This is a genomic window from Candidatus Nitrosacidococcus sp. I8, assembly GCF_945836005.1.
Lineage (GTDB): Bacteria > Pseudomonadota > Gammaproteobacteria > Nitrosococcales > Nitrosococcaceae > Nitrosacidococcus.
Window position 1 is genome coordinate 958434 of the sequence record NZ_OX241534.1, and the last position, 25015, is coordinate 983448.

Genomic DNA, 25015 nt, shown 5'->3' on the forward strand with positions numbered 1-25015 from the left:
GGCAGTATGAGTGAAATTCAAAAAGAGGTACTGGCGGCTAATCAAAAATATGCAACAACCTTTGGTGAAAAAAGCAAACTGCCTATGCCTCCAGGGCGACATTTTGCTATTTTAACCTGCATGGATGCACGGCTAGATCCGGCAAAATTTGCAGGTCTTTCTGAGGGAGATGCCCATGTGATCCGCAATGCAGGAGGAAGAGCAAGTGATGATGCTATTCGCTCTTTAGTCATTTCCTATAAACTACTAGGTACTTATGAATGGTTTGTAGTGCACCATACAGATTGTGGTATGGAAGTATTTACTAACGAAACCATCACTGATCTTTTAGCTAAAAGTTTAGAGACTGCTGCCTTAGATAATAATGGCTGGAGGGATGTAGGCACAGGCCCTGGAAGCTTAGAGGGTAAGTATATTAATTGGCTTCCTATTGCTGATCAAGCTCAAAGTGTCTTTGAGGATGTACAGCGAATTTGCACACACCCTTTAGTTCCTCACCATATTCCTGTTTATGGCTATATCTATGATGTAAAATCAGGGCGACTCATAGAGGTACCTAAGGCAAATAACCTTCTAGGGAACACTCTATGATGTCTCTTGAAGAGCACACCACCTGTGTCATTGCTGGTGGTGGACCGGCTGGTATGATGCTAGGTTATTTACTAGCTCGTGCAGGCATTGCAGTTACGATATTGGAAAAGCACGCAGATTTTTTGCGTGACTTTCGTGGTGATACTATCCATCCCTCAACACTCGAAGTTATGCAGCAATTGGGGCTACTCAAACCATTGCTAGCACAATCTCATCAGAAAGTGTTGCAGATAAGTGCCCATATTGGGGATATGCATTTTACCATTGCAGATTTTTCACAGCTACCTATTCCCTATATTGTATTGATGCCCCAGTGGGATTTTCTTAATTTACTTGCTGAAGCGGGTAAGTCTCAGCCTAGTTTTAACTTACGCATGAATACAGAAGTGAAAGATCTGTTAGTTGAATCGGGTAGAATAGCTGGTGTCAAGGCGTATGATACCAGCACGAAAAATGATCTGATCATTCGTGCTACTTTAGTTGTAGGCGCAGATGGTCGCACATCACAGATTCGCAAGTGTGCCAATATGGCTATCATAGACATGGGTGTACCTATTGATGTGCTCTGGATGTGCCTGCCGAAACGTAATACCGATCAGACAGCTTCCCTTGGAGGAAGGATAGATAGGGGAAAAATACTAGTTATGTTAGATCGCGGTAACTATTGGCAGTGTGCCTTTATCATCAAAAAAGGTACCTTTCCTGATTGGCACCAACGTGGATTGTCTGCTTTTCAGCAAGCTTTGGCGACTCTACAGCCGATGTTTTCTGATCGAGTTGAAGAATTACACAATTGGGATAAAATTAAACTACTGACCGTTAAGCTAGACCGGTTACAGCATTGGGCAAGAGAAGGGCTATTGTGTATTGGTGATGCCGCACACGCTATGTCACCAGTAGGGGGAATTGGCATTAATCTGGCCATACAAGATGCAGTTGCTACTGCCAATTGCCTAGCAGTGCCATTACTAAATAATTGTCTGACTCTAGCTGATCTACATATGGTGCAGCAACGCAGATTTTGGCCAACCAAGATTACACAAGGGATTCAAGCCTTTATTCATCGGCATGCTATTACCCCAGCACTACAAGTAAATAGTAAAATAACAACTCCTCCTTGGCCCCTCAGATTGCTTAATCGCTCTTCTTGGTTACGCTGCTTGCTTGGACGTGCAGTAGGCATAGGTATTAGACCAGAAAGAGTGAGCCAGATAATAATCTGTAAATAATATCTCTATTATATAGCTTTATAACTTGGACAAGGAATAGAAAACCATCGGGGAATACCTCCATCAACTCGCAGGGCTACTAATTTTCCTCCCCAAACACACCCTCCATCTAAAGCAAACATAGATTGATTATAAATACCTGGGTTTAGGGTAGCCCAGTGACCAAAAATAATCTTAGTTTTTTGGTTTCTTCGGCTGGGCATCTCAAACCAAGGAATTAACCCTTCATTGTTAGTTTTACTATTAGGAGCATATTTCTCTTTTAAGGAAATCTCACCTATGCTATTGCAATAACGTACTCGAGTAAGCCCATTAGAAATGAGTCGTAAACGATCCCAGCCTCTTAGCTCTTCACTCCACTTATTTGGGGTATCTCCATACATATGGGCTAAAAATTCTTGCCAATTCTCTCCCTGCAACACTTTTTCTAAAGATCGTGCATAAACTATCCCCCTAGGAATATCCCATTGAGGCAGTAACCCTGCATGCACCATAATAGTATTTGATAAAAAGTCTTGATAGAGTAAGGGACGATATCGCAACCAAGTAATTAACTCCTCCCTATCTGAAGCAGCCAGTATTGTGTTTAGAGTATCGGAGGATCTAGGTTCTTTAACTTTTGCAGCAAGGGCAAGTAAATGAAGGTCATGGTTACCCAAAACCGTAATTGCTCTATTCCCTAAGCTATGAATAAATCGTAGTGTTTCAAGAGACTTTGATCCTCTATTTACCAAATCCCCCGTAAGCCATAATTGATCGCATTTAGGGTTGAATTGAATATAGCTTAAAAGTTGCTGTAACTCATCATAGCATCCCTGAATATCCCCTATGGCATAAATCGCCATATTTTTAATGAACGCATCCAGGCACAGCCAGTGAAAAAACGCCTATATCCACTTCAAAAGCAACACCATCTTCAGTAACCATAGAGTAACTACCCTGCATTGTGCCTACCGGAGTTTCAAGCATAGCACCACTGGTATAACAAAACTCCCCACCTGGCTTTAAGTAGGGCTGCTTTCCAACCACACCTTGTCCATGTATTTCTTGTACTTGTCCTTCTCCATTAGTAATCACCCAATGTCTTGCTAGTAAGGTTACTGCTATCGTACTTAAGTTGCAAATTTTTATAGTATAAGCAAAGACATATCTAGATTCATCTGGATCTGATTGTTCCTCGATAAAGAGAGGTTCTGCCGTTACTGAGACTTTATAGATGGGATCTTCCATGAAACTAGCTATTAAAACAAGATATTACATTTTTCCATCTGTATACCTTGCAGCTACTAGAGATGCACCCCATAAGCCAACTTTCGGCTCTAAAATTACTTTAACCGGAATATGTTCTAGTAATACAGATAAACGTCCCTTATTAAGGAAAGCTTTCATAAATCCACCTGCCTGTAAGTATTTAAGTATTTTAGGAGCAATACCCCCTCCCACAAATACACCTCCTTGAGAAATGCAGGTAAGTGCTAAATTACCTGCTTGTGCTCCATAAATTTGAGCAAATAATTCCAATGATTTATGAGCTAAAAAATCTTCATATTCCATAGCAAAACGACTAATAGCTGCTGCGGGATCCCCTTCTCGCATCGCATCTTTTAGTGTAGGATTTTCAGCAGTTGGATTCTGCTCTTTAAGAAAACGATAAATATTAACCAGTCCGCTACCTGATAATAAACGTTCATAGGAAACTCTGGTTAAACTCTGGGAGAGGTATTCTAGCAATTTAATTTGAAGAGGTCCTGAAGGGGCAAAGTCTACATGCCCACCTTCCGTGGCTAATACTTGATAATGCCCTAACAATTCATGCCATACTAGAAGTGCTTGACCTAGTCCTGTCCCTGCTCCAATAAGTGTTTGCGGTGCTTTTAGTTCGGGATCCCCTTGTTGCAACACTGCAAAATCATCTGGACATAAACACTCGATACCATAGCCTTGTGCCTGAAAGTCATTAATTAAAATGACTTGAGGTATTTTAAATTTTATTTTAAGTGCCTCTGGATCAAGTTGCCAAGGGAGATTAGTTGCTTTAGCAACCCCATTCACCACAGGACCTGCTACGGCAAAACAAGCACTTACAAGATCTTTGGTAATTTTACTACCTACTTCAGATAAAAACTCTTGTAATAAGGTATCAAAGCTCAAATAATCATTACTATGATAGCGATGTTCTACAAGAACATGGCGATCTTCTCTTCTTGCTGCCCACTCGATAATCTGAAATAGAGTTTTAGTGCCTCCAATATCTGCTGCTAATACTCTCATCGTCTATTCTCCCACGCTTGTGCTGCTTGTTTATCTAAATACCAAACAACTTCTTCTTTAGCTTGTAGCAGGAGTTGAATTGGATAGTCCTTGCCTTCTAGATTTTTTAAAATATTAGCAATCACTAGAGATTTACCTATTCCAGAGGCTAAAAAGAAAACTTGATGTGCTTGTTCAATTAAAGGATAGGTAATACTAATTCGCCAAGTGTTTAATTTTTCTACGTATACTGCTGCAACTAAACGATCTCGTACTTCTAAAATAGAAGTATGAGGAAAAAGAGAAGCAGTATGCCCATCTGATCCTACTCCTAAAAGAATAAGATCAAATTTACTTTGATCAGGTAAATAATTTTTTAATAGTTCAGCGTAGCTATCTGCAGATACTTGAGGGTTTGGATCTTCAGTCGGTATTCTAAATATTTGATAAGGTGGGATAGGGATTTGGTCAAGAAAAGACTCCCGTGCCATACGGTAATTACTCTCCTTATCGTCCATAGGCACATAGCGTTCATCCCCAAAATAGATATATACCTTTTGCCAATCTATCTCATTTATATAGGGGGTATTCGCTAGCAATTTGTATAAACCTTTTGGAGTATTACCACCAGATAAGGCAACATGAAATGAACCCTTTTGGCTAATTGCTAAATTAGCCACCTCTTTCCAATAATCTGCTGCACCTTTATAAAGATCAGATTGCGTAGGAAATACTCGGATTCTATCCATAATTCACCTTATTTAGCCTATATTGATTATTAAAATACCATATAAGTTTACTTGCAATTAGCCAATCAGCTTACGCTTAGATTGGAATGGTTAAATTAAGTAATCTCAACCTTAATCTGCTTAAATAACGCAAATAGTGCACCTATTGCAGTTAATTTTGGCACAAACATAATAAGTATACCTACTACGACAAGAGTCGCTGCTAGAGGCACATCGGTTAAAATACTTCCTTGATTACCATAAATAGAAAGCCGATATAAGCCAATATTTTTTAGCGTTTTAGTTATGAACGCTATAAATTTTTCATATTGTTCTTTAAACATATCTGTATTTTGCATATTTTACACCACCTATATTTTTTACTAACAGTGTTTTTTAAAAAAATATTGATAACTACATATTAAACTTGATTAGGTAACACAGGTTTTCCTGTAGCAGCAACCTGCTCAATAATTTTAACGGCTAAATCAACTCCTCCTGATTTTTTAATTGATTCTTGCATTTTCAATGCCTTTTCTTTGTAAGATTTATTTTCTAGTACTTTCTTAATTGCATCAGTGAGTCTAGGGGCAGTCAAGCGAAAAATATGTACTACCTCTCCTACTCCCGTCCATGCAATACGTGCAGCAACACCCGGCTGATCGCTAGTAATAGGAATAGCAACTAAAGGTACACCATTAGTAAGTGCCTCTAGAGTAGAGTTCAATCCTGCATGGGTAATCATTAGTGTAGCCCGTTTTAATAATTCTAGTTGAGGAGCATAATTTACTACAATCGGATTTCCAGGTAGGGAAGGAAACATTGTATTATCCCCTGATCCTCCTAGAGATAGTACTAATTGAATATCTAAATTTTTACAAGCATCGGCAATAATATGAAAAGTACTTTCTGCCTTATTTTGAATAGTACCTAAGGAGGCATAAACTAAAGGTTTATCTGATGATAATTTCTCCCATGGAAACTCTACCTCTTCTCGATGTTCTTCAGTATGGTAAGGGCCTGTAAAATGAAAATAGGGAGGTAAATCAGTTCTAGGAAATTCAAATTCTTTAGGTTGTTGGCTAATTTGAGCAAGGGAGGAATAATCATCATTAGGATTAGGATGAAGCGGAAGTCCCCACTGCTTCCGATAGCTACTTAGCACCCTACTAATAGGTTTTGATATATAGTAGAGTAACTGATATCCCATCCAGTTTCTCATATTGCCAAGTAGGCTAGGAGGGCGATAATGCCAAGGCATAAATACAGGAGGAATAGATGAATCTGCGTTAAGCACTACGGCACTACATATACTCACAAAAGGAATCTGTAAGTATTCAGCAACCCCATCTGCACCTCGGGAAGTTTGATCGATAAGTAACATATCAATCCCGGTTGTTTTAATTATCTGAGGAGTATCTTCCATAATAGCAGCTGCCTTTTTTCCAAATAAGGCAATTGCATGGCGTAACGAAGTTAGTCCATCTGTTTTCCCCATTTCTGCAAGAGGATCCTCCATACTTCCCAATGGAAAATCGCGTACACCTATAGGTGAGAAATCCAGATTTGCAGCGACTACTCTAGCTTGTGCATCTAGAAAATTAATTACCGTTACTTTATGCCCACGCTCTTTTAATTTTTGTCCTATAGGGAGGAGCGTGTTTAAATGCCCAGTTGCTGCCGGGCAAACAATACCAAAATGAGTCATGAATAAAGGGCTCCGAAGCGATTGATTTTTGTTTCAGTAATATAACTAAAAAATGGCCGACATTATAGGCATTTATTTAAGTTTATGATGATTAGTTTTCAGCATATTATTTTTATTATATTTTATATAATATTTTTTTCTTATCCACTTGAGGCTTTTGCTCAAAAATTTTCTGCTACCCAGTTAGCAGAAAAAAAAGAAATCAACTTATTTCAAACAAGTAAAAATCAGCTACTACAACTCTCAGAAATTGAGTTTAAAGAATCAAAAAGGCTACAAGGATTTGAACAAGGATTTATTCAAAGAAACAGGTTAGATGAAGTTAATCCTAAATCCCTTGAATGGGGTGCTGACTTCATATCAGGAGAAGGAATGTACTTACGTACCATCAATCGGGATTTTGAAGTTAGTGTTCATGGGTATCTACAAATAGATCGTCGCTCTTTTTTTGGCCCTACCCTTAATATTTTAATGGCAAGGCGTGCTCGCCCAATCCTTGCAGGAAAATTATTCCGATATCTTAGTTTTAAGTATATGCCTGATTTTGGGCAATTTAGGCAAGTACTGACAGTAGATGGGTTTCTTGATTTTAGTTATTGGCCTCAATTTAGAGTTATGGCAGGGAAATTTCGTCTCCCTGTGGAGCTAGAAATGCAGCAAACTGCCCGAGAAAATCTATTTATCGAACGGGGGCTTCCCATGAATTTACTTCCTAATCGAGGGACTGGGATCAAATTTTATGGAGATGTACTTGCTAATCGGTTGAGTTATCAGTTCGGTTTTTTACAGGTATGCGGGATAATACTATTACTACTGATTTTCAATCCTATGATGGCTATGATTTTACCGCAAGGATAATGGCACATCCTTTCGTTAATCAAACTAATCACTGGCTAAAAGAGCTAGGAATTGGGATAGGTAGTATGTATGGTAATGTGAGTGGAAAACTTTCTGATTTTAGAGAACCTGCCCAAGGAATCGGTGGTATACCAATGTTTAAGTATGTAGATGGCACCGCTGCAGCTGGGCAAATTTTTGAGATTGCCCCTCAAGCTTATTATACTCGGGGTTCTTTTAGAGCTTTTGGAGAGTATATATTTCATTCTCAAGAAGTACAAAACATTACTGCTCAGAAAACACTTTATAATCAATCTTGGCAAGTAGCTGCTTCCTATATCCTCACTGGAGAAAACGCTATTTTTATACCAAGCGGAGTGATTGTAAAACAGAATTTTGATCCATCCCAGCACCACTGGGGAGCAGTAGAAATAAAAGCTCGCTATAACCGGCTTTATGTAGATCCCCATGCTTTTCCCTTATTTGCCGATCCTAATAGAAGTGCAACTGGAGCTAAAGGATGGACTATAGGAGTAAATTGGTATTTCACCTCCCAAATGAAAGCCATGCTGGACTATCAGCAAGCCATTTTTCAGGGAAAAGGAGGAAAAACCCTAGGAAATCACGGAGTAGAACATTTACTGATGACTAGACTATAATATGTTTTCTAGATTTAAATTTCCTTGCAGTACGATCCTACCGTTTCTTACATCCCCTGCTTTATTGTCCACAGTTTTTAAACTTACAATGCATATATCCATACGTGTACGTTAAATAGTTCTTATTTTAATTAATTACCTGTTAGATTAAAAATTCTAACTAAATTAACCTTTCTTAAAACAATCAGATAGATCGGGACGATTGCTATCCCTTCTCCCTTTTAATTTTTATTGCACACTGAATAAATCAATACTGACAGTTTAAATACTCATAGCTTTAAGCTGCCTCCCTGTGCTTCTCCATAAAATGGCTTCCTTATTCCTATTCCTATTCCTATTCCTATTCCTATGCAGATTGTCGCTATAGTAGCCTTATAGGTTTATATAATTTTTTATTATATTTAACTATTAAAATATAATTTTATTTAATATAAAATATTAAATATTATTCAAAGAGATTTTAGTTAGGTCATTCTTCTCTTAATTATAGGAAATTACATATGGAACTAGGATATATAGTATCTGGCTTATTCGTAGGATTTGTAGTAGGGCTTACTGGGGTAGGTGGTGGTTCACTGATGACTCCAATTTTAATTTTTGGATTTGGTCTCTCTCCTTTGAGAGCGGTAGGTACTGATTTACTCTTTGCTGCTCTTACTAAAGTAGGTGGCGTGTGGAGCCATTGGCATCACCATACCATTCAGTGGCGTATTGTAGGATTTTTAGCCCTAGGGAGTATCCCCTCTACCTTAATAACACTACAAGTATTAAAAATCTTTCAGTACCATGATCAAGAGCTTATAAACTTTATTAATTTTGTATTAGGACTAGCATTAATTTTAACGGCAATTGTATTGCCGCTAAAAAGCTGGTTGAAGCGAGCTGCCAAAGCTAATCATTCCTCCAAGTTTGTACAAATAATTCAATATCTCCGCCGGAATCAAAATTTTATTATGGTGAGTACCATTATGACTGGTTGGATACTAGGGTTTATCGTCACTATGTCTTCCATCGGAGCAGGTGCTTTAGGATCAGTTGCTTTGTTATATCTCTATCCAAATCTGTATATGAATCAACTTGCAGCAACTGATATAGCTCATGCGGTTCCTTTAACACTGATTGCTGGCATCGGGCATTGGCATTTGGGGACGGTAGATATACATATTTTAAGTAATCTTCTTTTAGGATCTTTGCCTGGAGTTTATTTAGGCAGTCGCTTTAGTATCAGTCTTCCAGATAGAGCAATACAAATTACGCTTTCAACTTTGCTCATATTAATTGGTATTAAATTTATTCTTTAAATTAAGAAGTACTTTTTGCTTATTTCCGGCATTAATAATTATGTATCTGATTGTTTTTGACGTAGGTCCGAGAAAAAAAATATTATGGGTTATATCATTTTTTTTACTGTTCCTTTTCTTTGGACTTTCTTTCCCCAAAAAGAGTTTTCCTCAGGAATTATCTACCAATAAATTCGATAAAACTAACTCCAAATCCCTTGAATGGGGTGCAGATTTTCTCTCTGGAAAAGGAATTTATTTGCGTACTACCGATCGGGATTTTGAAATAAATATTCATGGGTATTTACAAGGGGACAGGCGTTCTTTTTTTGATGATCAAACCCCTGAAACTCTGATGTTTAGACGTGCTCGCCCTTCTATTGCTGGCAAGCTATTTCGCTATTTTAATTTTAAATACACACCTGATTTAGGTCAGTTTAGAACAAATCTTGTTGTAGATGGATTTGTTGATTTTAGTTACTGGTCTCAATTTAGAATCATGGCAGGAAAATTTCGACTTCCTGTAGGATTAGAAATGCAGCAAACCACTCGAGATACTATATTCATTGAACGAGGACTTACTATGAATTTAATTCCCAATCGAAGCACTGGAATGCAATTCTATGGGGACCTATGGAAAAACCGCTTAAGTTATCAATTTGGTGTCTTTGCAGGGGTACGGGATAACACAAATAGTACCGATTTTCAGGAATCTCATGGCTACAATGTAGCCACAAGGGTGATGACTCATCCTTTTATTAACCAGACTGATCATTGGCTAAAGGCACTTGATATTGGAATAGGCAGCATGTACGGCAATACAAATGGAGAACTCTCCAATTTCAGAGATCCTGCTCAAGGAATTGGAGGAATTTATTTTTTTAATTACCAGAGTAGTACGATTGCTGCAGGGCAAAACTTTACCATTGCTCCTCAATTTCATTACATTAAAAATCATTTTAGAGCCTTAGGAGAGTATGTATTCCGTGCTCAAGAGGTACAGAATGTAGTTATTCAACGTACCTTGTATTATCAATCTTGGCAACTTGCTGCTTCCTATATTTTAATAGGAAAGAATGTTATTTTTGAGCCAAACGTAGTTCCGGGTGGAGTTATTGTAAAGGAAATTTTTAACCCATCCCAAGGGCATTGGGGTGCAGTAGAAATTAAAGCCCGCTATAATGAATTTTATGTAGATCCCAATGCTTTCCCTTTATTTTCTAATCCCAACCAAAGTGCAAGTGATGCCAAAGGATGGACGATAGGGGTGAACTGGTATTTCACTTCTCAAACAAAAATGATGCTGGACTATCAACAAACCACTTTCCAAGGTATAGAGGGAAAAACTCTTGGAAATCATGGCATAGAGCACCTACTGATGGCTAGGCTACAATACTCTTTTTGACCTAAAAAGGAACCCATGATTTTTCCTTAGCAAAACGTATATATTCCATATTAACTCCAGCACGCCAACCAGAACTACTACGCATTATTGCTAGTACCAAATCATCCTTTTTCATATAGGTTACTTTGATATTTCCGGGAAAATCTAGACTATTCCCCATATTGGGAATTCTTTGAAATAGCGTTTTTACATTGTCTAAATGGTAAATAAAAATAAATACTTTAGAGGCATTACCACCGAGATCAAGCCCTACTGATGGGCTACGCCAGTATATTTCTTGATCCCGCCAATCTTCCCCATGTAATGTTCCTTTACCATAACGAACTCCAAAAAACGCAGCTCCCCCATTTTCAGTACCAGAAATATACCCAATGGGATCCCCATAATTTTTGAAAATATCCTCCACAGCTCCTTGAATATCATCAGTAGGTACCTCAAGAGATTGGGCGGCTATTTGCGTAAGATCAGTATGGATAAAATCTTCCGCTGTATTACTACTCTCTTCAATCTCTGGAGCTTCAGATTTTTGTGCCTCTATTTCCTCACCATTATTATCATTAATCAAATCAATGGTACTCACCGTAGCACTATAAGCTATGGTGTAAACAGATAAAAAAATAGTCATTAATATAAAATGCCAGCCCTTGTTCATATTTCCCTCATTTACCCTATTTTTTTAAAATGGAATCCATGATTTTTTATCAGTGAATTTCATATAATCTACATTTACCCCTGCTCGCCAGCCTACACCAGTACGAATAGGAGCTAAAATAAGATCACCTGTCTGCTGGTAATTAACCCCTATGCCACCTACTACATAAAAACTTCCGCCAACACCCGGAATTCTCTGAAAAATATCATTAGGGTTTTTTAAGTGATAAACCAAAATGAATACCTTAGAAAGGTTACCACCTACATCAAAGCCTATAGAAGGGCTACTCCAATATACATTTTTATCTTTCCAAGTTTTGCTATGGAGCACACCTTCGCCATAACGCAGTCCAATCCCTAATGCACCGCCCCCTTCTTCACCGGTAATATAGCCATTAGGTTGACCTTGTTTTTTAAACACTCCTTCAATAACTTCCGCAAGAGCTTTAGTTGATTCTCCAAAGAAATCCGAAGCTGCACTAATGACTCCTTGCTGAGAATATTCTTTATCTTCTGGCTTGGTATCTGCATATAGCCAAGTGCTATAGATTATGAAAAAAAATAATAAAAACTTTATTACCTGCTGTTTATTTCCTCTATTCATCATTGTATTTACCACCAGTAGTAGCCAAAGGGTGAAAAACCATAGGGATACATATAAGGATAACCAAACCCGTAAGGGTAGCCAAATCCATAAGGATAACCAAATCCACCATAGTAAGGGTAATAATTACGAGCAGTAATCGGCTCCCAGAGATAGTATTTTACAGTCTGTATCACTGGGAAAGGATAGGCATGTTCTCCAATTTGACCTTCCTCTAAGTCTGCTACTTTACCGTAAATCGTAATTTCCCTATCTTTTTTATAAATCTCTGGATCTAAAAATTCAGCCACTGTAGCAATAAAACGCCCATAGCTTTCATCCCCCCCTACAGGTCGACCTTCATCTCCTAAAGGTTGAGCAAGAATTTCAAAAATAGTACCTTCTTTTTTATTATGAATACTAGCAATTTTTCCGCCCCAGCGTATAAAACTACCTTGATAGCGGTGGATATCAGTTTGTACTGCCTGAATACTAGGGTTTTTAGGTGGTTGATCTCGGATCAATAGAGGTACTTGGCTCTCACAACCGATTAATATCAGCGTAGTAAAAATAAGTGCTATTTTTTTTAGCATAGGGTATTTTCTTAAATTAGAGTAATTCATTAGATCGTTATAAACTATGTAGCTAATTTTTAACAAGCAAATATCAACTCGTCTAATTTTCACAATGGAACCCACTACATCTTATTTTAGTACAAATAAACAAGAAACGATTGTTTTACTCCACGGACTTTGGATGTATAAATTTGGCCTATATCCTATGGCGAAACGTTTAAGAGGTTATGGCTATCATGTGGTTTGTTTTGGCTATCCCTCTGTACGAAGGCATCCAAAGGAAATCTCTGATTCACTACATCAACAAATAGCTCAATTAGAAAATGAAACTATTCATTTTGTGGGTCATAGTTTAGGCGGATTACTCATTCAGCATTTTTTTGAAACCTATCCCAATCAAAGATCAGGGCGTGTAGTTGCCTTAGGTAGTCCTTTTGGAAGCAGTAAAGCGGCCCATAAGGTTTATAGTCTTCCTCTAGGTCGCTATATTTTAGGGAAAAGCACAGAAGAAAAGTTATTACTTGAACCTAGATCGCCTTGGCATTTCAAGCAAGAATTAGGGGTTATTTCTGGTACTCGAAGTGCTGATTTAGGTAAAATTATTACCCACCTACCTTTGCCTAACGATGGGACCATTACTGTTGAAGAAACAAAACAAGAAGGAATGACAGATCATTGTTTGTTAGAAATCAACCATAATGGGTTACTTTTCTCCCCATTAGTTGTGCCCTTTATTGATCGTTTTTTACAAATGGGGCACTTTCAAGATAAATAAATTACACCTCTCCCCAAAGGGTAAGAACAATTTGCCGACTACCCCTATAATTTCGGTGTTCACCTAAATAAATTCCTTGCCAAATCCCTAGGTTAAGCTGCCCCTGGGTAATAGGAATCTGCACGTTCGATCCTAAAATACTACTTTTAATATGGGCAGGTAAATCATCACTACCCTCTAAAACATGGTGATAATAAGGTTCATTTTCAGGTACAGATCGACTAAAAAAATTTTCAAAATCAGATCGAACGGTAGGATCAGCATTTTCATTAATCGTAAGTGATGCAGAGCTATGCTTGATAAAAATATGTAATAGCCCAATCTTGATTTGAGCTAGTTCTGGCTGGCAAGCCATTTTAATTTCTCGGGTAATTAAATGAAATCCTCGTTTATATGGGTTAAGCTTAATTTCTTTTTGAATCCACATGAAATAATAGCTCAGTCAAAGTATATAAAAAAATGAATAAATGATGAAACGGCATATACCTTTTATTATTGCATATGATTTTGATAGTACCTTAACTTCCGGTAAGCTGAAGAAGGGAAAATTGCTAGAGCAAAGTGCAGATAGAATTCTTGCTTATATGAATTTAATGCTGCAAAAAGCAAGTGCAACTAGTATTTCTATTCGTAAAGAAAAATTCATAGAAATACGGAAAAGGCATTAAGCTATTTCTTGGAGTAGAAGACTGGTTTGATTGAATCACTCGCTATGGTAAGGAGCAAAGAGTCATAGTAGGGCATTTTATTATCTCAAATGAGAGAAGGAATCATCATTGAGAAGAAATTTAAAAAAATCTATGCCTCTGGGTTTATGTTTGATGAAAAAGAAGTGTGGATCTCAAACTAAAGTGGATCAATTAATTGCTGATAGTCGGGCTACTCTTGGGGCTGCTGCAAATTATAGGGAAAATGAGATTATTGATCGAGCAGTTAAAACCATGATAGATATGGCAGTAGTAATACACACACTATATGAAATAAGCAGAAAAATCTAAAAAGCTACTTTTTCAATCTCAGTGGTAGGATTGCTACCATTTTGGATTTTTTGTAGCATATCTCGCACATAACAACCGCACTTGCCGCAATCTTGAATAATCCCAAGTTCATCTCTTAAGCCATGAATACTATTGGTTCCTTGATCAATTGCTTGTTGTAATTTTCTATCAGTGACTGCTCGGCATACACAGATGTACATAACTTCATCCTCTATTGTTTTTATACCACTATATAAATACAAATGATAATGATTGTCAATATACTTTTAATAAAAAATAAATATGCTATTGTTCTAATAACCCTTGAAATTGAGATTCATCCAAGATCGCTACTCTTAGCTCTTTTGCTTTATTAAGTGTTGATCCTGGTTGAGTACCGACAACCACATAATTTGTTTTAGAGGAAACATGATTATTTACCCTACCTCCTAGCGTTTGTATTTTCTCTTTAGCTTGGTTGCGTGTCATTGTAGATAGGGTACCCGTAAAGACAAAAATCTGTCTTAAAAGCGGTAAATGATTAGGATTTCTCTCCTTATTAATATCTACCTCTACCCAAAATACTCCCCCTCCTTGTAGTTTATATATCACTTCACGATTATGATTTTGGCAAAAAAAACCCACAATATGGGAAGCAACAACAGGGCCTATTTCCGGAATTTTTTGAAGTTGCTCTTCATCACTTATCATTAAAGCAGTTAAAGAACGAAATTCCTTTGCGAGCAGTTGAGCTGTAGTTTCCCCCACTTCACGAATACCTAGTGCATATAAAAAACGACTAAGAGTTGTTTCTTTACTTTTTTCAATCCTGTCAACTATCCTGGTAGCAAGCTTTTCTCCAATTCCTTCAAGTGCTGAAAGTTTTTCTATGGTGAGTTGATACAAATCAGATGGATTTTTAACTAATCCTAATTCTATCAGCTGGTTTGTGATCTTTTCTCCTAAACCAAGAATATTCATAGCCTTCCTAGACACAAAATGCCTGATCGTTCCTTTTTGCTGCGCTGGACAATATAGCCCACCACTACAACGAGCAATTGTTCCTTGTTGCTCTTTAATTATTTCAGAGTTGCAAGCTGGGCAACATTGAGGCATAGCAAATGGAGTACTATTTTCTGGGCGATATTCTAGGATAACGCTTATGACCTCAGGAATGACATCCCCTGCTCTGCGAATTAATACCTTATCTCCCACCCGAATATCTTTTCGCTGTACTTCCGATTCATTATGCAAAGTAGCATTACGCACGACTACACCACCTACAGAAACAGGATCTAATCGTGCAACAGGGGTGAGAATGCCAGTACGCCCTACCTGAACTTCAATGGCTAGCACTTGGGTGGAAGCTTCTTGGGCAGGAAATTTATAGGCAATTGCCCAGCGAGGTGCTCGAGCAGTAAACCCTAGATTATTTTGCTGGGTTAAATCATCTACCTTGAGTACCACCCCATCAATTTCATAAGGTAATTGAGAGCGTAGTCCTAATAGTTTTTCAAGATATGTCCAACACGCACTTATATCACAAACAAGCTGACTATAAGGAGAAACAGGAAATCCCCACTCCTTTAGCTGTATTAAAACTCTATATTGAGAAATAGGAATCTTCCCCTGCTCTATCTCTCCTATCCCGTAACAAAATATAGCCAAGGATCGGGCTGCAGTAATTTTAGAATCTAATTGACGTAAACTTCCGGCAGCTGCATTTCTTGGGTTAACAAAAGATCTTTCTCCTTTTAATTTACCCTCTTGATTTAATTGATAGAAGGCTGTTTTAGGCATGTATACTTCTCCTCGTACTTCTAAAAACTTAGGTACATTCTCTCCCCTAAGTTGTAAAGGAATAGTAGGAATAGTACGGATATTATGGGTAATATCTTCTCCAACCTGACCATCTCCACGGGTGGCTCCTTGGATAAGAATTCCACCTTGATAGCATAGATTGACTGCTAGTCCATCTAATTTAGGCTCAGCAATATAACAAATCTCAGATAACTCTAGCTGCTCTTTAATTCTTTGATCAAAACGTTCTAACTCATTCCTATCAAAGGCATTATTTAGTGAGCGTAAGGGTATTTTATGCTGTACCTTAGCGAAAGCTTTTAGTGGAGCGGCACCTACTCGTTGAGTAGGAGATTCAGGCGTAATAAGGGCTGGATATTTTCTCTCTAAATCCTCTAATTCTTTGAAAAGCTGATCGTACTCAAAATCTGCAATTAAAGGTTGATCAAGTACGTAGTAAGCATAGCCATATTCATTAATTAAATGCCGTAACTCTTTAATGTGCCTTTTATCCCAATCACAAGGAGTAGGCATAAATATACGATAAATCTACATTCCTAAAGATCGACGGTTACGATTAAAACCAAGAATTCGTTCCTTAATATGAGCGATTGCTTCTGTGGTTAGAATATTTCTTTTTTCATCTTTTAGATCACCACTTAGATTTCTTGCTAGAATGCGAGCAAAATTTAGCATCGCCTCAAAAGCCGCAAATCCTCCGGAAGGACCAGGCAATCTCATAAATAGGGTGAGCCCTGGTGTGGTAAAGCTATTCATCTTATCCAAATTGAATGTGCCAGGTTTAACCATATTAACTACACTAAAAATAGGTTTATCACGGGCATAAGCATGAAAAATACTCATTTCTCCAAATTGGAGTCCGTTTTCTATTAAAATAGAGGCGATATCTCTACCTTGAAATACCCCTTTTCCCCGGGCTGTGACAGTTAAAGCAATAATAAGATCTGGTCTCTGTTCCGTAGTAGACTGTTTTTTAGCATGAGATTCTGTAAAACTAGATTGAGGTTCAAGTTTAGGTGAATAAGCAGGTGATTTAGATTTAATACCTTGAGAAGAAGGTAGAGTTGCTTCTTTTTGTCTATCTTCTAAGGGATATTTATCTCCCTTTATCTCATCGGTAGAAAAGGTAGAATACCTTGATTTTTCTTGAGAATAAGGAGGTATCTTTTTATTAAAAGGATCCTCTACTTCGTAGGATTCATCTAAGCCTACAGAATTTATCTGCTCTTTTTTAATTTCTTGATTGCGTTTAAATTGAATTGTCCTTGATGTATCTACATCATCGTTGATCGCAGAGGGTGCGGCAAAAGAATTCTCCTGTTGATAGGCTGTATTAGATACTGCTAAGTCTAAATCCTCTTTATGGGTATTGGCGATATCTTTTTGATGGCTGTCATCATTAATATTTTGCTCATCAGAAATTGTCCCTCTTTTCTTTAATTCCCAACGGGAGTAAAAATAAATAAGTACAAGCAGTAGAATACTAATAATAAATAACGTAAGACGTAAATTATTCATAAAATTTCTCTCTATTTTCTAAATAGCCGCTAACTCTATGGCTTTATCTATATCTACTGCAACCAAACGAGAAACTCCTGGTTCGTGCATTGTGACGCCAGTTAATTGATTTCCTATTTCCATGGTGGTTTTATTGTGAGTCACAATAATAAATTGTACTTTTTCTGACATCTCTTTTACTAAATTGCAAAAGCGTCCTACATTTGCCTCATCAAGAGGGGCATCTACTTCATCTAGCATGCAAAATGGGGCAGGATTTAGTTGGAAAATAGAAAAAACAAGAGCAATGGCAGTGAGTGCTTTTTCCCCTCCAGAAAGAAGATGAATAGTACTATTTTTCTTGCCCGGAGGGCGTGCCATAATGGTTACACCAGAATTGAGTAAATTATTACTGTCTAGCTCTAAATAAGATTTTCCACCACCAAATAATTTTGGGAAAAGAAGCTGTAATCCTTCATTAACCTTATCAAATATTTCCCGAAAACGACTGCGAGTTTCTTTATCAATACGTTCAATAGCATTATTTAAAGTATTCAAGGCATCAGTTAGATCTGTATACTGAGATTGTAAGTACTGTAGACGCTCTTGCTGCGTTTTATATTCTTCAATGGCAGCTATATTAATTGCACCTAACTGATTAATTTTTCTATAAATATTATTATGCTCAGATTCTAATTGAGCAGCATTATTCTCCGCTAAGAATAAATTTTCTGGCATTTCCTTAACATTAAACTCTTGCTCTCTAATTTGTTCCTCGAGGGTTTGAGCGCGCACCTTAGTTTCTTGGGATTCTATTTGTATTTGTGATAAGCGAGATCTATCCTCAGAGATAATAGCTTCTTGTTCCTTTTTTTGCTGCTGGAGTAGATGCACTTTATTTTCTTCATCAGTCATTTCTGCTCTGAGGGTATGGAGCTGTTTTTCTATCACAAGCCGTTGTTGAAGCTGTATATCTAACTGTTGTTTTAAATTTTGTATTGGTGATTGATTATTCGAGCATTTTAGTGCTAGCTCTACTTGACGCTGGGTAAGATCATTATATTCCTTTTGGATTTGCTCTAGAATTTCTTTTGCAGTCAATTTTCTATTCTCTAAATCTTTACTCCTTATTTCTAATTGATGAATGACCTCTTTTTGCAGCATAGCTGTATTTTGAATTTTTTCATCTTTACCACGGATCTCTTTTTTTCTTTCTAAATGCTCAATTTGAAACTTCTTAGATTGATCCACCTCATAGGTTATTTTTTGGAGCTGAATGACAAGCTGTTTTGATTCCTCTTCATTATCACGATATTGATGATTAGCTTCATTACACTCTTGCTCAATTTGTCTCCAACGAATCTGATAATGCTCATTTTGAGCCTCAGCTCGAGTTAAACGAGTCTGTTGGTGATGTAATGCCTCTTTTAAAGAATTAATATTTTCTTGGTGTTTAGTTTGATCTTTTTTAAATAAATAGACTTGATTATATAATTCTTTTTGTTTTTGTTTAATTAGGGTAGATTCTTGGTGCTGTACCTTTACTTTTTCTTGTATCTGGCTTATTTCCTGTTCCCGGGTAACTATTCCAGTTTGTGTTTTTTCTTTTTTATTTCCTAAGCTTATCCAGTTGCTTCCCAGCCAAATTCCACTGCGGGTAATGATAGATTCACCTATACCAAGTTTAGGCTTTAATACTAAAGCATCTTCTAAAGTTTCGGTGGTGCAAATCCCTAAAAATAGAGAACTTAGGGGAAGAGAGGTGTATACTTTATCCCATAAGCTAGATTTATCTTCAGTAGATTGAGAGTATGCATATGCGGACTCTGGAATGCTATCTACTAGCATGAGTTCTTCTCCAGCTAGATGAATGAGTTGTATTGGATTTAAGGCAGATATTTTGTCTATACAAATTGCCCCTAGATAAGTACCAATGACTCTTTCAACTGCTAATTCCCAGCCAACCTCTACTTTAATTTTATTGAGTAACTTAGGATTGTTTTCTAATTTTTGCTGATGAATCCATTGATCTACCTTATTACTGTAACTAAGTGCTGTTTTTTGTAGCTTTTGTAAAGAGCTTAGTTGTCCTTGTAATCGGTTCCAATGACTTTCATATTGTTGAAGCGTTTGTATCAACTGCTTCTCTTCTTTCTCATTGGCTAGAACTTGGATTTTACACTGTGCAAGCTTTGCCTCTTGTTCTGTAATTTCTTGAGTTAGGAAAAAACATTCATTTTCTATAGAATCAATTCTTATTTCTTCTTTTTTTTCAGAAAGTTGCTGTTTTTCTAGCTCCAGACGCTCTATTCTCTGGGAAAGTTGAAGCTGTTGCCGCTCCAATTGCTTTAGACTGGCTTGATCTCCTTGTAATTGTTGTATTAGTTTATGGTTATGTTGATTTAGTTTTTCCCATTGAGTTTGCCAATTTTCTATTTCATTTTTAGATGTGCTGGAAAGTTTTTGGGTGCTTTCCCACTGAATTCGAGCACTATTATATTCCTGCCTGTTTTCAGTAATTAAGGAATCTACTTGCTCAATAATTGCTAGTTTTTCAGTCCTAATCACTTCAATTTGGGTTAAGCGAATAACTACTTGCTCTAGCTCTTTTTTAGCCTGTGCTTGCTGAGTTTGACTATAGTGAATACTTTGTTCTAGTTTAGTAATTTCAGTGCTTTGATGGTAATACTGTGCTTGTATTTTTTCAGTTTGTTCCCGGATATTTTGTAATTTTTCTTGAGAAGATAACCATTGAGACTCTAAGTGCTCTAAGGTTGCGGTAGTTTTTTCTAATTTATTTTCTTGAGTTTGAATAGCATGTTGTTGTTTTTTTCTCTCTTCAATAAGCTGTTGCCAGCGTAGCATGTAAATTTTCTTTTTAATTTCCCGCTCAGCTGTTTTTAAGATTTGGTATTTTTCTGCATTTTCTGCTTGGCGTTTTAAGCTATTGAGCTGTCGCTCTATCTCGTTTTTTAAATCTTCAATCCGTGCTAAATTTTCTCCTGTATTTTTCATACGAAGCTCAGTTTCTCGTCGCCGCTCCTTGTACTTAGAAATGCCTGCAGCTTCTTCAAGAAAACCACGTAATTCTTCAGGTTTTGCTTCAACTAAGCGAGAGATTGTTCCTTGCTCAATAATGGAATAGCTACGAGGGCCAAGACCAGTACCTAAGAAAATATCGGCAATATCTCGACGACGGCAACGAGTATTATTTAAAAAATAACTAGATTGTCCATCTCGACTTACTTGCCGTTTAATGGCAAGCTCGGCATAAGTGGCATATTGCCCTCCTAACCTACCTTGGCTGTTATCAAAAATAAGTTCCACAAAACATTGACCGATAGGTTTACGGGAAGTAGATCCATTAAAAATAACATCGACCATAGAATCACCACGAAGGTATTTAGCAGAACTCTCTCCCATGACCCAGCGTACCGCATCAATAATATTAGATTTTCCACATCCATTGGGTCCCACGATAACTACTCGATTGCTGGGTAGAGGGAAATTAACTGCATCTACGAAAGACTTGAAGCCAGCCAGCTTAATTTTTTTTAACCGCATCCTTCTATTTTAAGAGATAATAACCCATTTAGATTGGAGATTTTTACAGGAATATAGCTAAAAATGAGTACTCAGCCTAGTAAAATATTAGAGACTTTTCCTAATCCATTCCCAAAGCGGGATTATACTATTCGGATTAAAATACCGGAATTTACTTGTCTTTGCCCAAAAACAGGTCAACCAGACTTTGCCATCCTTCATTTAGAGTATATTCCTGATAGTCACTGTGTGGAGCTAAAAGCTCTTAAGCTTTATATCTGGTCTTATCGAGATCAGGGGGCATTTCATGAGGCAGTCACTAATCAAATTTTAGATGATTTAGTTGCAGTCTGTAATCCTAGATTTATGCGGTTGACCTCTGAGTTTAATGTACGAGGCGGAATTTATACTAACGTAGTTGCCGAATACTGCCAACCAAACTGGAGTCCTGCTCCCATTGTACAGTTAGCCTAATAAATAATATGGCTGAAGCCTTTTTTGTAGGAATTGATCTAGGTACTTCTGGTTATCGTGCCATCGCAATCACCCAAGAAGGTATTATTGTAGAGCAAAGTTATCTTTCAGTTTCTATAGAAATTGCTCAGGCAAAAGAGCAAAACCCAATAGCTTGGTGGGAAGGAATTAAACAGGTACTCACCCATCTCTTTCAAACAGTGCCTGCCCATCAAGTAAAATCCATTGCAGTAAATGGAACTTCTGGGACTGTATTTCTTGCTGATTCACAAGGTATATCTATTACTCCTGCCTTGCTTTATCACCACAATCTAAGTAAAAAACAAGCACAATATATTGCCCAATATGCTCCTCTTGATAGTGGGGCTTTAGGGGCTACTTCAGGGTTGGCTAAATTACTCTATTTACAACAACACTACCCTGAGAAAGTTAAACATGCAGCTTATTTAGTACATCAAGCCGATTGGATCGCCTTTTGTTTGGGAGCACCGTTAGGAATTAGTGACGAGAACAATTGCTTAAAAACGGGCTACGATCCTTACTATAGGGCTTGGCCTGCTTGGATCAATCATCTCCCTATATCCCGCTCCTTATTACCTAAGGTAGTCCCTCCAGGCACCCCTATAGGTAAAGTTAATCAAAAGATGGTAAGTGATTTTGGCTTAAATCAAGATACTATCTTAGTTGCCGGAACTACCGATAGTGTGGCTGCGGTGATTGCAACTGATGCTAAACAGGTTGGGGATGCAGTCACTTCCTTAGGCTCAACCCTAGTGCTAAAAATTATTACATCCCAACCTATTTTTAATCAGGATCAAGGAATTTATAGCCATAGATTAGGGGATTTGTGGCTGGCAGGAGGAGCTTCTAATAGTGGTGGTGCCGTACTACAACATTATTTCAGCCAAGATCAAATAGACAAGATGACTCCTATGTTAAAACCTAATGAGCCAACCGGGCTTAATTATTATCCTTTGGTTGATTCTGGCGAGCGGTTTCCTACCTGTGATTCTGATTACTCACCAAGAGTGACTCCTCGCCCTAAAAGTGATCTTATTTTTTTTCAAGGAATTCTAGAGGGCATTGCTCAGATTGAAGCTCAAGGCTATCACCAATTACATAAGTTTGGAGCACCCTTTCCCAATCATATTAAAACCGTAGGTGGTGGAGCAAAAAACCTTCCTTGGGTAAAAATTCGAGAACAAATAACAGATACTAAAATAACCATTGCTGCTCATACTGAAGCGGCATACGGCAGTGCACTACTAGCACGGCAAGGAGCTTTTTATCATGAACACTAGTTATTCAATTGCTTTAGAAAAAGCAAAAACACTACCTGGGTTGTTTCAAGAACGAGTACGACTGACTCCCAATAAGATTGCATACCAATACTTTAATACAGAGAAAAAAACTTGGGAGCAATTAAACTGGGCTGATATGGATACCCAGTTAAAACGCTGGCAAATAGCACTTATTAAAGAAAACTTAAATAGAGGAGATCGGGTGGCTATTATGCTGCCAAACTGCCCTGAGTGGGTACTGGCAGATCAAGCCGCTTTGAGTTTAGGTCTAGTGATAGTGCCTTTGTATGTTTCTGATCGAGCGGAGAATATTCTTTATATATTAAAAGATTCCAATGTAAAGTTACTGATCATTAAAAATAGTCGTCAATGGCAGGAAGTAAAACAGGGAGCATCATTAGACGATCTTAATAAAGTAGTTTCTTTAACTCAGGCAGAAAATAATGAAAGTGAAAGTAAACTCTATATTATGGATCAGTGGTTACCACTCCATGGAGAAGAGATAGCCCTTCCTCCCTGCGAACCCAATGATCTAGCTACCATTGTATATACCTCGGGTACTACTGGAAATCCTAAAGGGGTGATGCTCAGTCATCATAATATTTTATGGAATGCTAATAGTAGCTTACAAAGAGTGCCTATTTATCCTGAAGATTCCTTACTTTCTTTTTTGCCCCTATCTCATATGTTTGAGCGTACCTTAGGCTATTACCTACCTATGATGGTAGGCGCCTCTGTAAGTTACGCTCGAGCACCTACTAAGGTAGCCGAAGACTTAGTTACCTTAAAACCTACCGCTATGATTAGCGTACCCCGGGTTTATGAACGAATTTACGATAAAATTCACCAAACCTTAGAGAAAAAACCTAAATGGGTGAAATACTTATTTAGATTGGCTATAGCCAGTGGGTGGCAACAATTTAGAGCACAGCAAAAACAAATCCCATGGCATCCGCTTTGTTTACTTTATCCTTTACTAAAAAGTAAAGTTAGCCAGCCTATTTTAGATCAATTTGGAGGAAATATCCGAGTCGCTGTATGTGGTGGTGCTGCCCTTAGTTATGACATTTCTAAAGAATTTTTAGCATTAGGCGTACCCCTACTTCAAGGTTATGGCTTAACAGAGGCAAGCCCTACCATCAGTGCAAATGCTGCAGATAATAACGATCCCCATAGTATAGGTATGCCCTTGCAAGACGTGGAAGTTAAGGTAGAAAATACTGGTGAATTACTCGTAAGAAGCCCAGGGGTCATGCTAGGGTATTGGAATAATCCACAAGCAACGACTGAAATAATTGATAAGAACCATTGGCTTCATACCGGCGATCAAGTACGGATAGATCAAAATAGAATTTACATTACAGGTAGAATTAAAGAAATTATTGTCCTAACTAATGGGGAAAAAATTCCTCCGGCAGAAATGGAAACAGTGATTGGCATGGATCCACTATTCGATCAGGTTATGGTAGTGGGTGAGCATAAACCCTATTTAGCCGCCTTGATTGTATTAAATTCTGAGGGATGGACTGAGCTTAGCAAGAACTTAGATCTTACTCCTCATCAGGAAAAATCCTTAAAACATCCAGAAATAATTAAACAAGTACTAGGGCGAGTAAAATTACATACCCGCTCTTTTCCGGGTTACGCTAAGATACGCAATGTATTCCTTACCCTCACACCTTGGACCATAGAAAATGGACTGCTTACCCCAACCCTTAAAATTCGCCGTAATAAAATTCTCTCTCAGTACCAGCGACAAATTGATGATTTGTATTCATAGTGCTTTTTCTTAAAACTTTAATTCTTTTTATGGTAACAGCTTTAGCGGAAATTATGGGCTGTTACCTTCCTTATTTATGGCTTAAACAAGCTAAATCAGCCTGGTTACTCATCCCAGCGGCATTTAGTCTAGCTGGATTTGTTTGGCTACTTACTCTGCATCCACAAGCGACAGGAAGGGTGTATGCAGCTTATGGTGGGGTATATATTAGCGTGGCTTTAATTTGGTTATGGGTCGTTAATTCAATCATACCGACTTGGACCGATTGGGTTGGGGTAGGATTATGTTTATTAGGAATGACCATTATTATGCTCGGTGCATAAAGCGATATAAAATGTAGTATTATTTTTT

Annotated in this window: 27 protein-coding genes; 13 read left to right on the forward strand and 14 right to left on the reverse strand. The window is 37.7% G+C overall.

The features are described from left to right. The first annotated feature begins 6 nt into the window (after window positions 1-6). A complete protein-coding gene (locus tag OOL07_RS04785) occupies window positions 7-591 on the forward strand; it encodes a beta-class carbonic anhydrase (RefSeq protein WP_264695357.1) in 585 nt (194 codons plus the stop codon). Beyond that, window positions 588-1820, forward strand: a complete 1233-nt coding sequence (locus tag OOL07_RS04790; RefSeq protein ID WP_264695358.1) for an FAD-dependent oxidoreductase — start codon at window positions 588-590, stop codon at window positions 1818-1820. The genes OOL07_RS04785 and OOL07_RS04790 overlap by 4 nt, the downstream gene beginning before the upstream one ends. Before the next feature lie 8 nt (window positions 1821-1828). Here OOL07_RS04790 and OOL07_RS04795 read toward each other — a convergent pair whose 3' ends face one another. The 6 genes from OOL07_RS04795 to OOL07_RS04820 form a co-directional block, all read right to left on the reverse strand. Beyond that, complete coding sequence (locus tag OOL07_RS04795) at window positions 1829-2665, reverse strand: symmetrical bis(5'-nucleosyl)-tetraphosphatase (protein WP_264695360.1); 837 nt, start codon at window positions 2663-2665, stop codon at window positions 1829-1831. A gap of 4 nt (window positions 2666-2669) precedes the next feature. Continuing rightward, window positions 2670-3050 carry a Co2+/Mg2+ efflux protein ApaG gene (apaG, locus tag OOL07_RS04800; protein WP_264695362.1) on the reverse strand — a complete coding sequence of 127 codons (381 nt, stop codon included), beginning with the start codon at window positions 3048-3050 and terminating at the stop codon, window positions 2670-2672. A 24-nt stretch (window positions 3051-3074) separates the two neighbouring features. After that, window positions 3075-4091, reverse strand: a complete 1017-nt coding sequence (locus OOL07_RS04805; protein ID WP_264695364.1) for a glucokinase — start codon at window positions 4089-4091, stop codon at window positions 3075-3077. After that, complete coding sequence (pgl, locus tag OOL07_RS04810) at window positions 4088-4819, reverse strand: 6-phosphogluconolactonase (RefSeq protein ID WP_264695366.1); 732 nt, start codon at window positions 4817-4819, stop codon at window positions 4088-4090. Before pgl ends, OOL07_RS04805 begins: the two co-directional genes overlap by 4 nt. Window positions 4820-4914: 95 nt before the next feature. Further along, entirely contained in the window at window positions 4915-5157 is a 243-nt protein-coding gene (locus tag OOL07_RS04815; protein WP_264695367.1) for a DUF4342 domain-containing protein, read from the reverse strand. Between the two features lie 62 nt (window positions 5158-5219). Next, window positions 5220-6506 carry a glycosyltransferase gene (locus OOL07_RS04820; protein ID WP_264695369.1) on the reverse strand — a complete coding sequence of 429 codons (1287 nt, stop codon included), beginning with the start codon at window positions 6504-6506 and terminating at the stop codon, window positions 5220-5222. Window positions 6507-6590: 84 nt separating this feature from the next. Between OOL07_RS04820 and OOL07_RS04825 the strand changes: the two genes are divergently transcribed. From OOL07_RS04825 to OOL07_RS04840, 4 genes are all read left to right on the forward strand, one after another. Beyond that, window positions 6591-7364 (forward strand): OprO/OprP family phosphate-selective porin, encoded by a 774-nt coding sequence (locus OOL07_RS04825; RefSeq protein ID WP_264695370.1) that lies wholly within the window; start codon window positions 6591-6593, stop codon window positions 7362-7364. Then, window positions 7298-8002, forward strand: coding sequence for a porin (locus OOL07_RS04830; protein WP_264695371.1), 705 nt, complete (start codon window positions 7298-7300; stop codon window positions 8000-8002). The genes OOL07_RS04825 and OOL07_RS04830 overlap by 67 nt, the downstream gene beginning before the upstream one ends. 500 nt (window positions 8003-8502) lie before the next feature. Further along, window positions 8503-9303: a sulfite exporter TauE/SafE family protein gene (locus tag OOL07_RS04835; protein ID WP_264695372.1), complete on the forward strand. Its 801-nt coding sequence runs from the start codon at window positions 8503-8505 to the stop codon at window positions 9301-9303. 40 nt (window positions 9304-9343) lie between these two features. Next, a complete protein-coding gene (locus OOL07_RS04840; protein ID WP_264695373.1) occupies window positions 9344-10687 on the forward strand; it encodes an OprO/OprP family phosphate-selective porin in 1344 nt (447 codons plus the stop codon). A 1-nt stretch (window position 10688) separates the two neighbouring features. Here the strand turns inward: OOL07_RS04840 and OOL07_RS04845 are convergent, their stop codons facing one another. Genes OOL07_RS04845 through OOL07_RS04855 form a run of 3 tightly spaced genes read right to left on the reverse strand, consistent with a single transcriptional unit; the run spans window position 10689 to window position 12514 of the window. Further along, window positions 10689-11339, reverse strand: coding sequence for a DUF1134 domain-containing protein (locus OOL07_RS04845; RefSeq protein ID WP_264695374.1), 651 nt, complete (start codon window positions 11337-11339; stop codon window positions 10689-10691). Between the two features lie 24 nt (window positions 11340-11363). Then, window positions 11364-11945: a DUF1134 domain-containing protein gene (locus OOL07_RS04850; protein WP_264695375.1), complete on the reverse strand. Its 582-nt coding sequence runs from the start codon at window positions 11943-11945 to the stop codon at window positions 11364-11366. Window positions 11946-11950: 5 nt separating this feature from the next. Then, window positions 11951-12514 carry a Slp family lipoprotein gene (locus tag OOL07_RS04855; RefSeq protein ID WP_264695376.1) on the reverse strand — a complete coding sequence of 188 codons (564 nt, stop codon included), beginning with the start codon at window positions 12512-12514 and terminating at the stop codon, window positions 11951-11953. 94 nt (window positions 12515-12608) lie between these two features. On the opposite strand from OOL07_RS04855, the gene OOL07_RS04860 reads away from it, so the two are divergent. Beyond that, window positions 12609-13271 (forward strand): esterase/lipase family protein, encoded by a 663-nt coding sequence (locus tag OOL07_RS04860; RefSeq protein ID WP_264695377.1) that lies wholly within the window; start codon window positions 12609-12611, stop codon window positions 13269-13271. A 1-nt stretch (window position 13272) separates the two neighbouring features. Here the strand turns inward: OOL07_RS04860 and OOL07_RS04865 are convergent, their stop codons facing one another. Next, window positions 13273-13698, reverse strand: a complete 426-nt coding sequence (locus tag OOL07_RS04865; protein ID WP_264695379.1) for a secondary thiamine-phosphate synthase enzyme YjbQ — start codon at window positions 13696-13698, stop codon at window positions 13273-13275. A gap of 40 nt (window positions 13699-13738) precedes the next feature. On the opposite strand from OOL07_RS04865, the gene OOL07_RS04870 reads away from it, so the two are divergent. Both OOL07_RS04870 and OOL07_RS04875 read left to right on the forward strand, forming a co-directional pair. Next, complete coding sequence (locus tag OOL07_RS04870; protein WP_264695380.1) at window positions 13739-13939, forward strand: hypothetical protein; 201 nt, start codon at window positions 13739-13741, stop codon at window positions 13937-13939. A 153-nt stretch (window positions 13940-14092) separates the two neighbouring features. Next, the gene (locus OOL07_RS04875; RefSeq protein WP_264695381.1) at window positions 14093-14269 is read left to right on the forward strand and encodes a hypothetical protein; all 177 of its coding nucleotides are present in this window, start codon (window positions 14093-14095) and stop codon (window positions 14267-14269) included. On the opposite strand, the gene OOL07_RS04880 is transcribed toward OOL07_RS04875, so the two are convergent. The 4 genes from OOL07_RS04880 to smc all read right to left on the reverse strand — a co-directional run bounded on the left by OOL07_RS04880 (window position 14266) and on the right by smc (window position 21130). Further along, window positions 14266-14469 (reverse strand): (2Fe-2S)-binding protein, encoded by a 204-nt coding sequence (locus tag OOL07_RS04880; protein WP_264695382.1) that lies wholly within the window; start codon window positions 14467-14469, stop codon window positions 14266-14268. The genes OOL07_RS04875 and OOL07_RS04880 overlap by 4 nt on opposite strands. 85 nt (window positions 14470-14554) lie before the next feature. Next, the gene (ligA, locus tag OOL07_RS04885) at window positions 14555-16588 is read right to left on the reverse strand and encodes an NAD-dependent DNA ligase LigA (protein ID WP_413774125.1); all 2034 of its coding nucleotides are present in this window, start codon (window positions 16586-16588) and stop codon (window positions 14555-14557) included. 9 nt (window positions 16589-16597) lie between these two features. Continuing rightward, entirely contained in the window at window positions 16598-17587 is a 990-nt protein-coding gene (gene zipA, locus OOL07_RS04890; protein ID WP_264695384.1) for a cell division protein ZipA, read from the reverse strand. An 18-nt stretch (window positions 17588-17605) separates the two neighbouring features. Next, window positions 17606-21130 (reverse strand): chromosome segregation protein SMC, encoded by a 3525-nt coding sequence (gene smc, locus OOL07_RS04895; RefSeq protein WP_264695385.1) that lies wholly within the window; start codon window positions 21128-21130, stop codon window positions 17606-17608. Between the two features lie 63 nt (window positions 21131-21193). On the opposite strand from smc, the gene queF reads away from it, so the two are divergent. The 4 genes from queF to OOL07_RS04915 are packed head-to-tail and all read left to right on the forward strand — an operon-like array spanning window position 21194 to window position 24987. Next, window positions 21194-21583: a preQ(1) synthase gene (queF, locus tag OOL07_RS04900; protein ID WP_264695386.1), complete on the forward strand. Its 390-nt coding sequence runs from the start codon at window positions 21194-21196 to the stop codon at window positions 21581-21583. An 8-nt stretch (window positions 21584-21591) separates the two neighbouring features. Further along, complete coding sequence (locus OOL07_RS04905) at window positions 21592-22884, forward strand: FGGY-family carbohydrate kinase (protein WP_264695387.1); 1293 nt, start codon at window positions 21592-21594, stop codon at window positions 22882-22884. Then, window positions 22874-24664, forward strand: a complete 1791-nt coding sequence (locus OOL07_RS04910; RefSeq protein ID WP_264695389.1) for an AMP-dependent synthetase/ligase — start codon at window positions 22874-22876, stop codon at window positions 24662-24664. The genes OOL07_RS04905 and OOL07_RS04910 overlap by 11 nt, the downstream gene beginning before the upstream one ends. Then, window positions 24664-24987, forward strand: coding sequence for a YnfA family protein (locus OOL07_RS04915; RefSeq protein WP_264695391.1), 324 nt, complete (start codon window positions 24664-24666; stop codon window positions 24985-24987). The genes OOL07_RS04910 and OOL07_RS04915 overlap by 1 nt, the downstream gene beginning before the upstream one ends. Window positions 24988-25015: the final 28 nt, after the last annotated feature.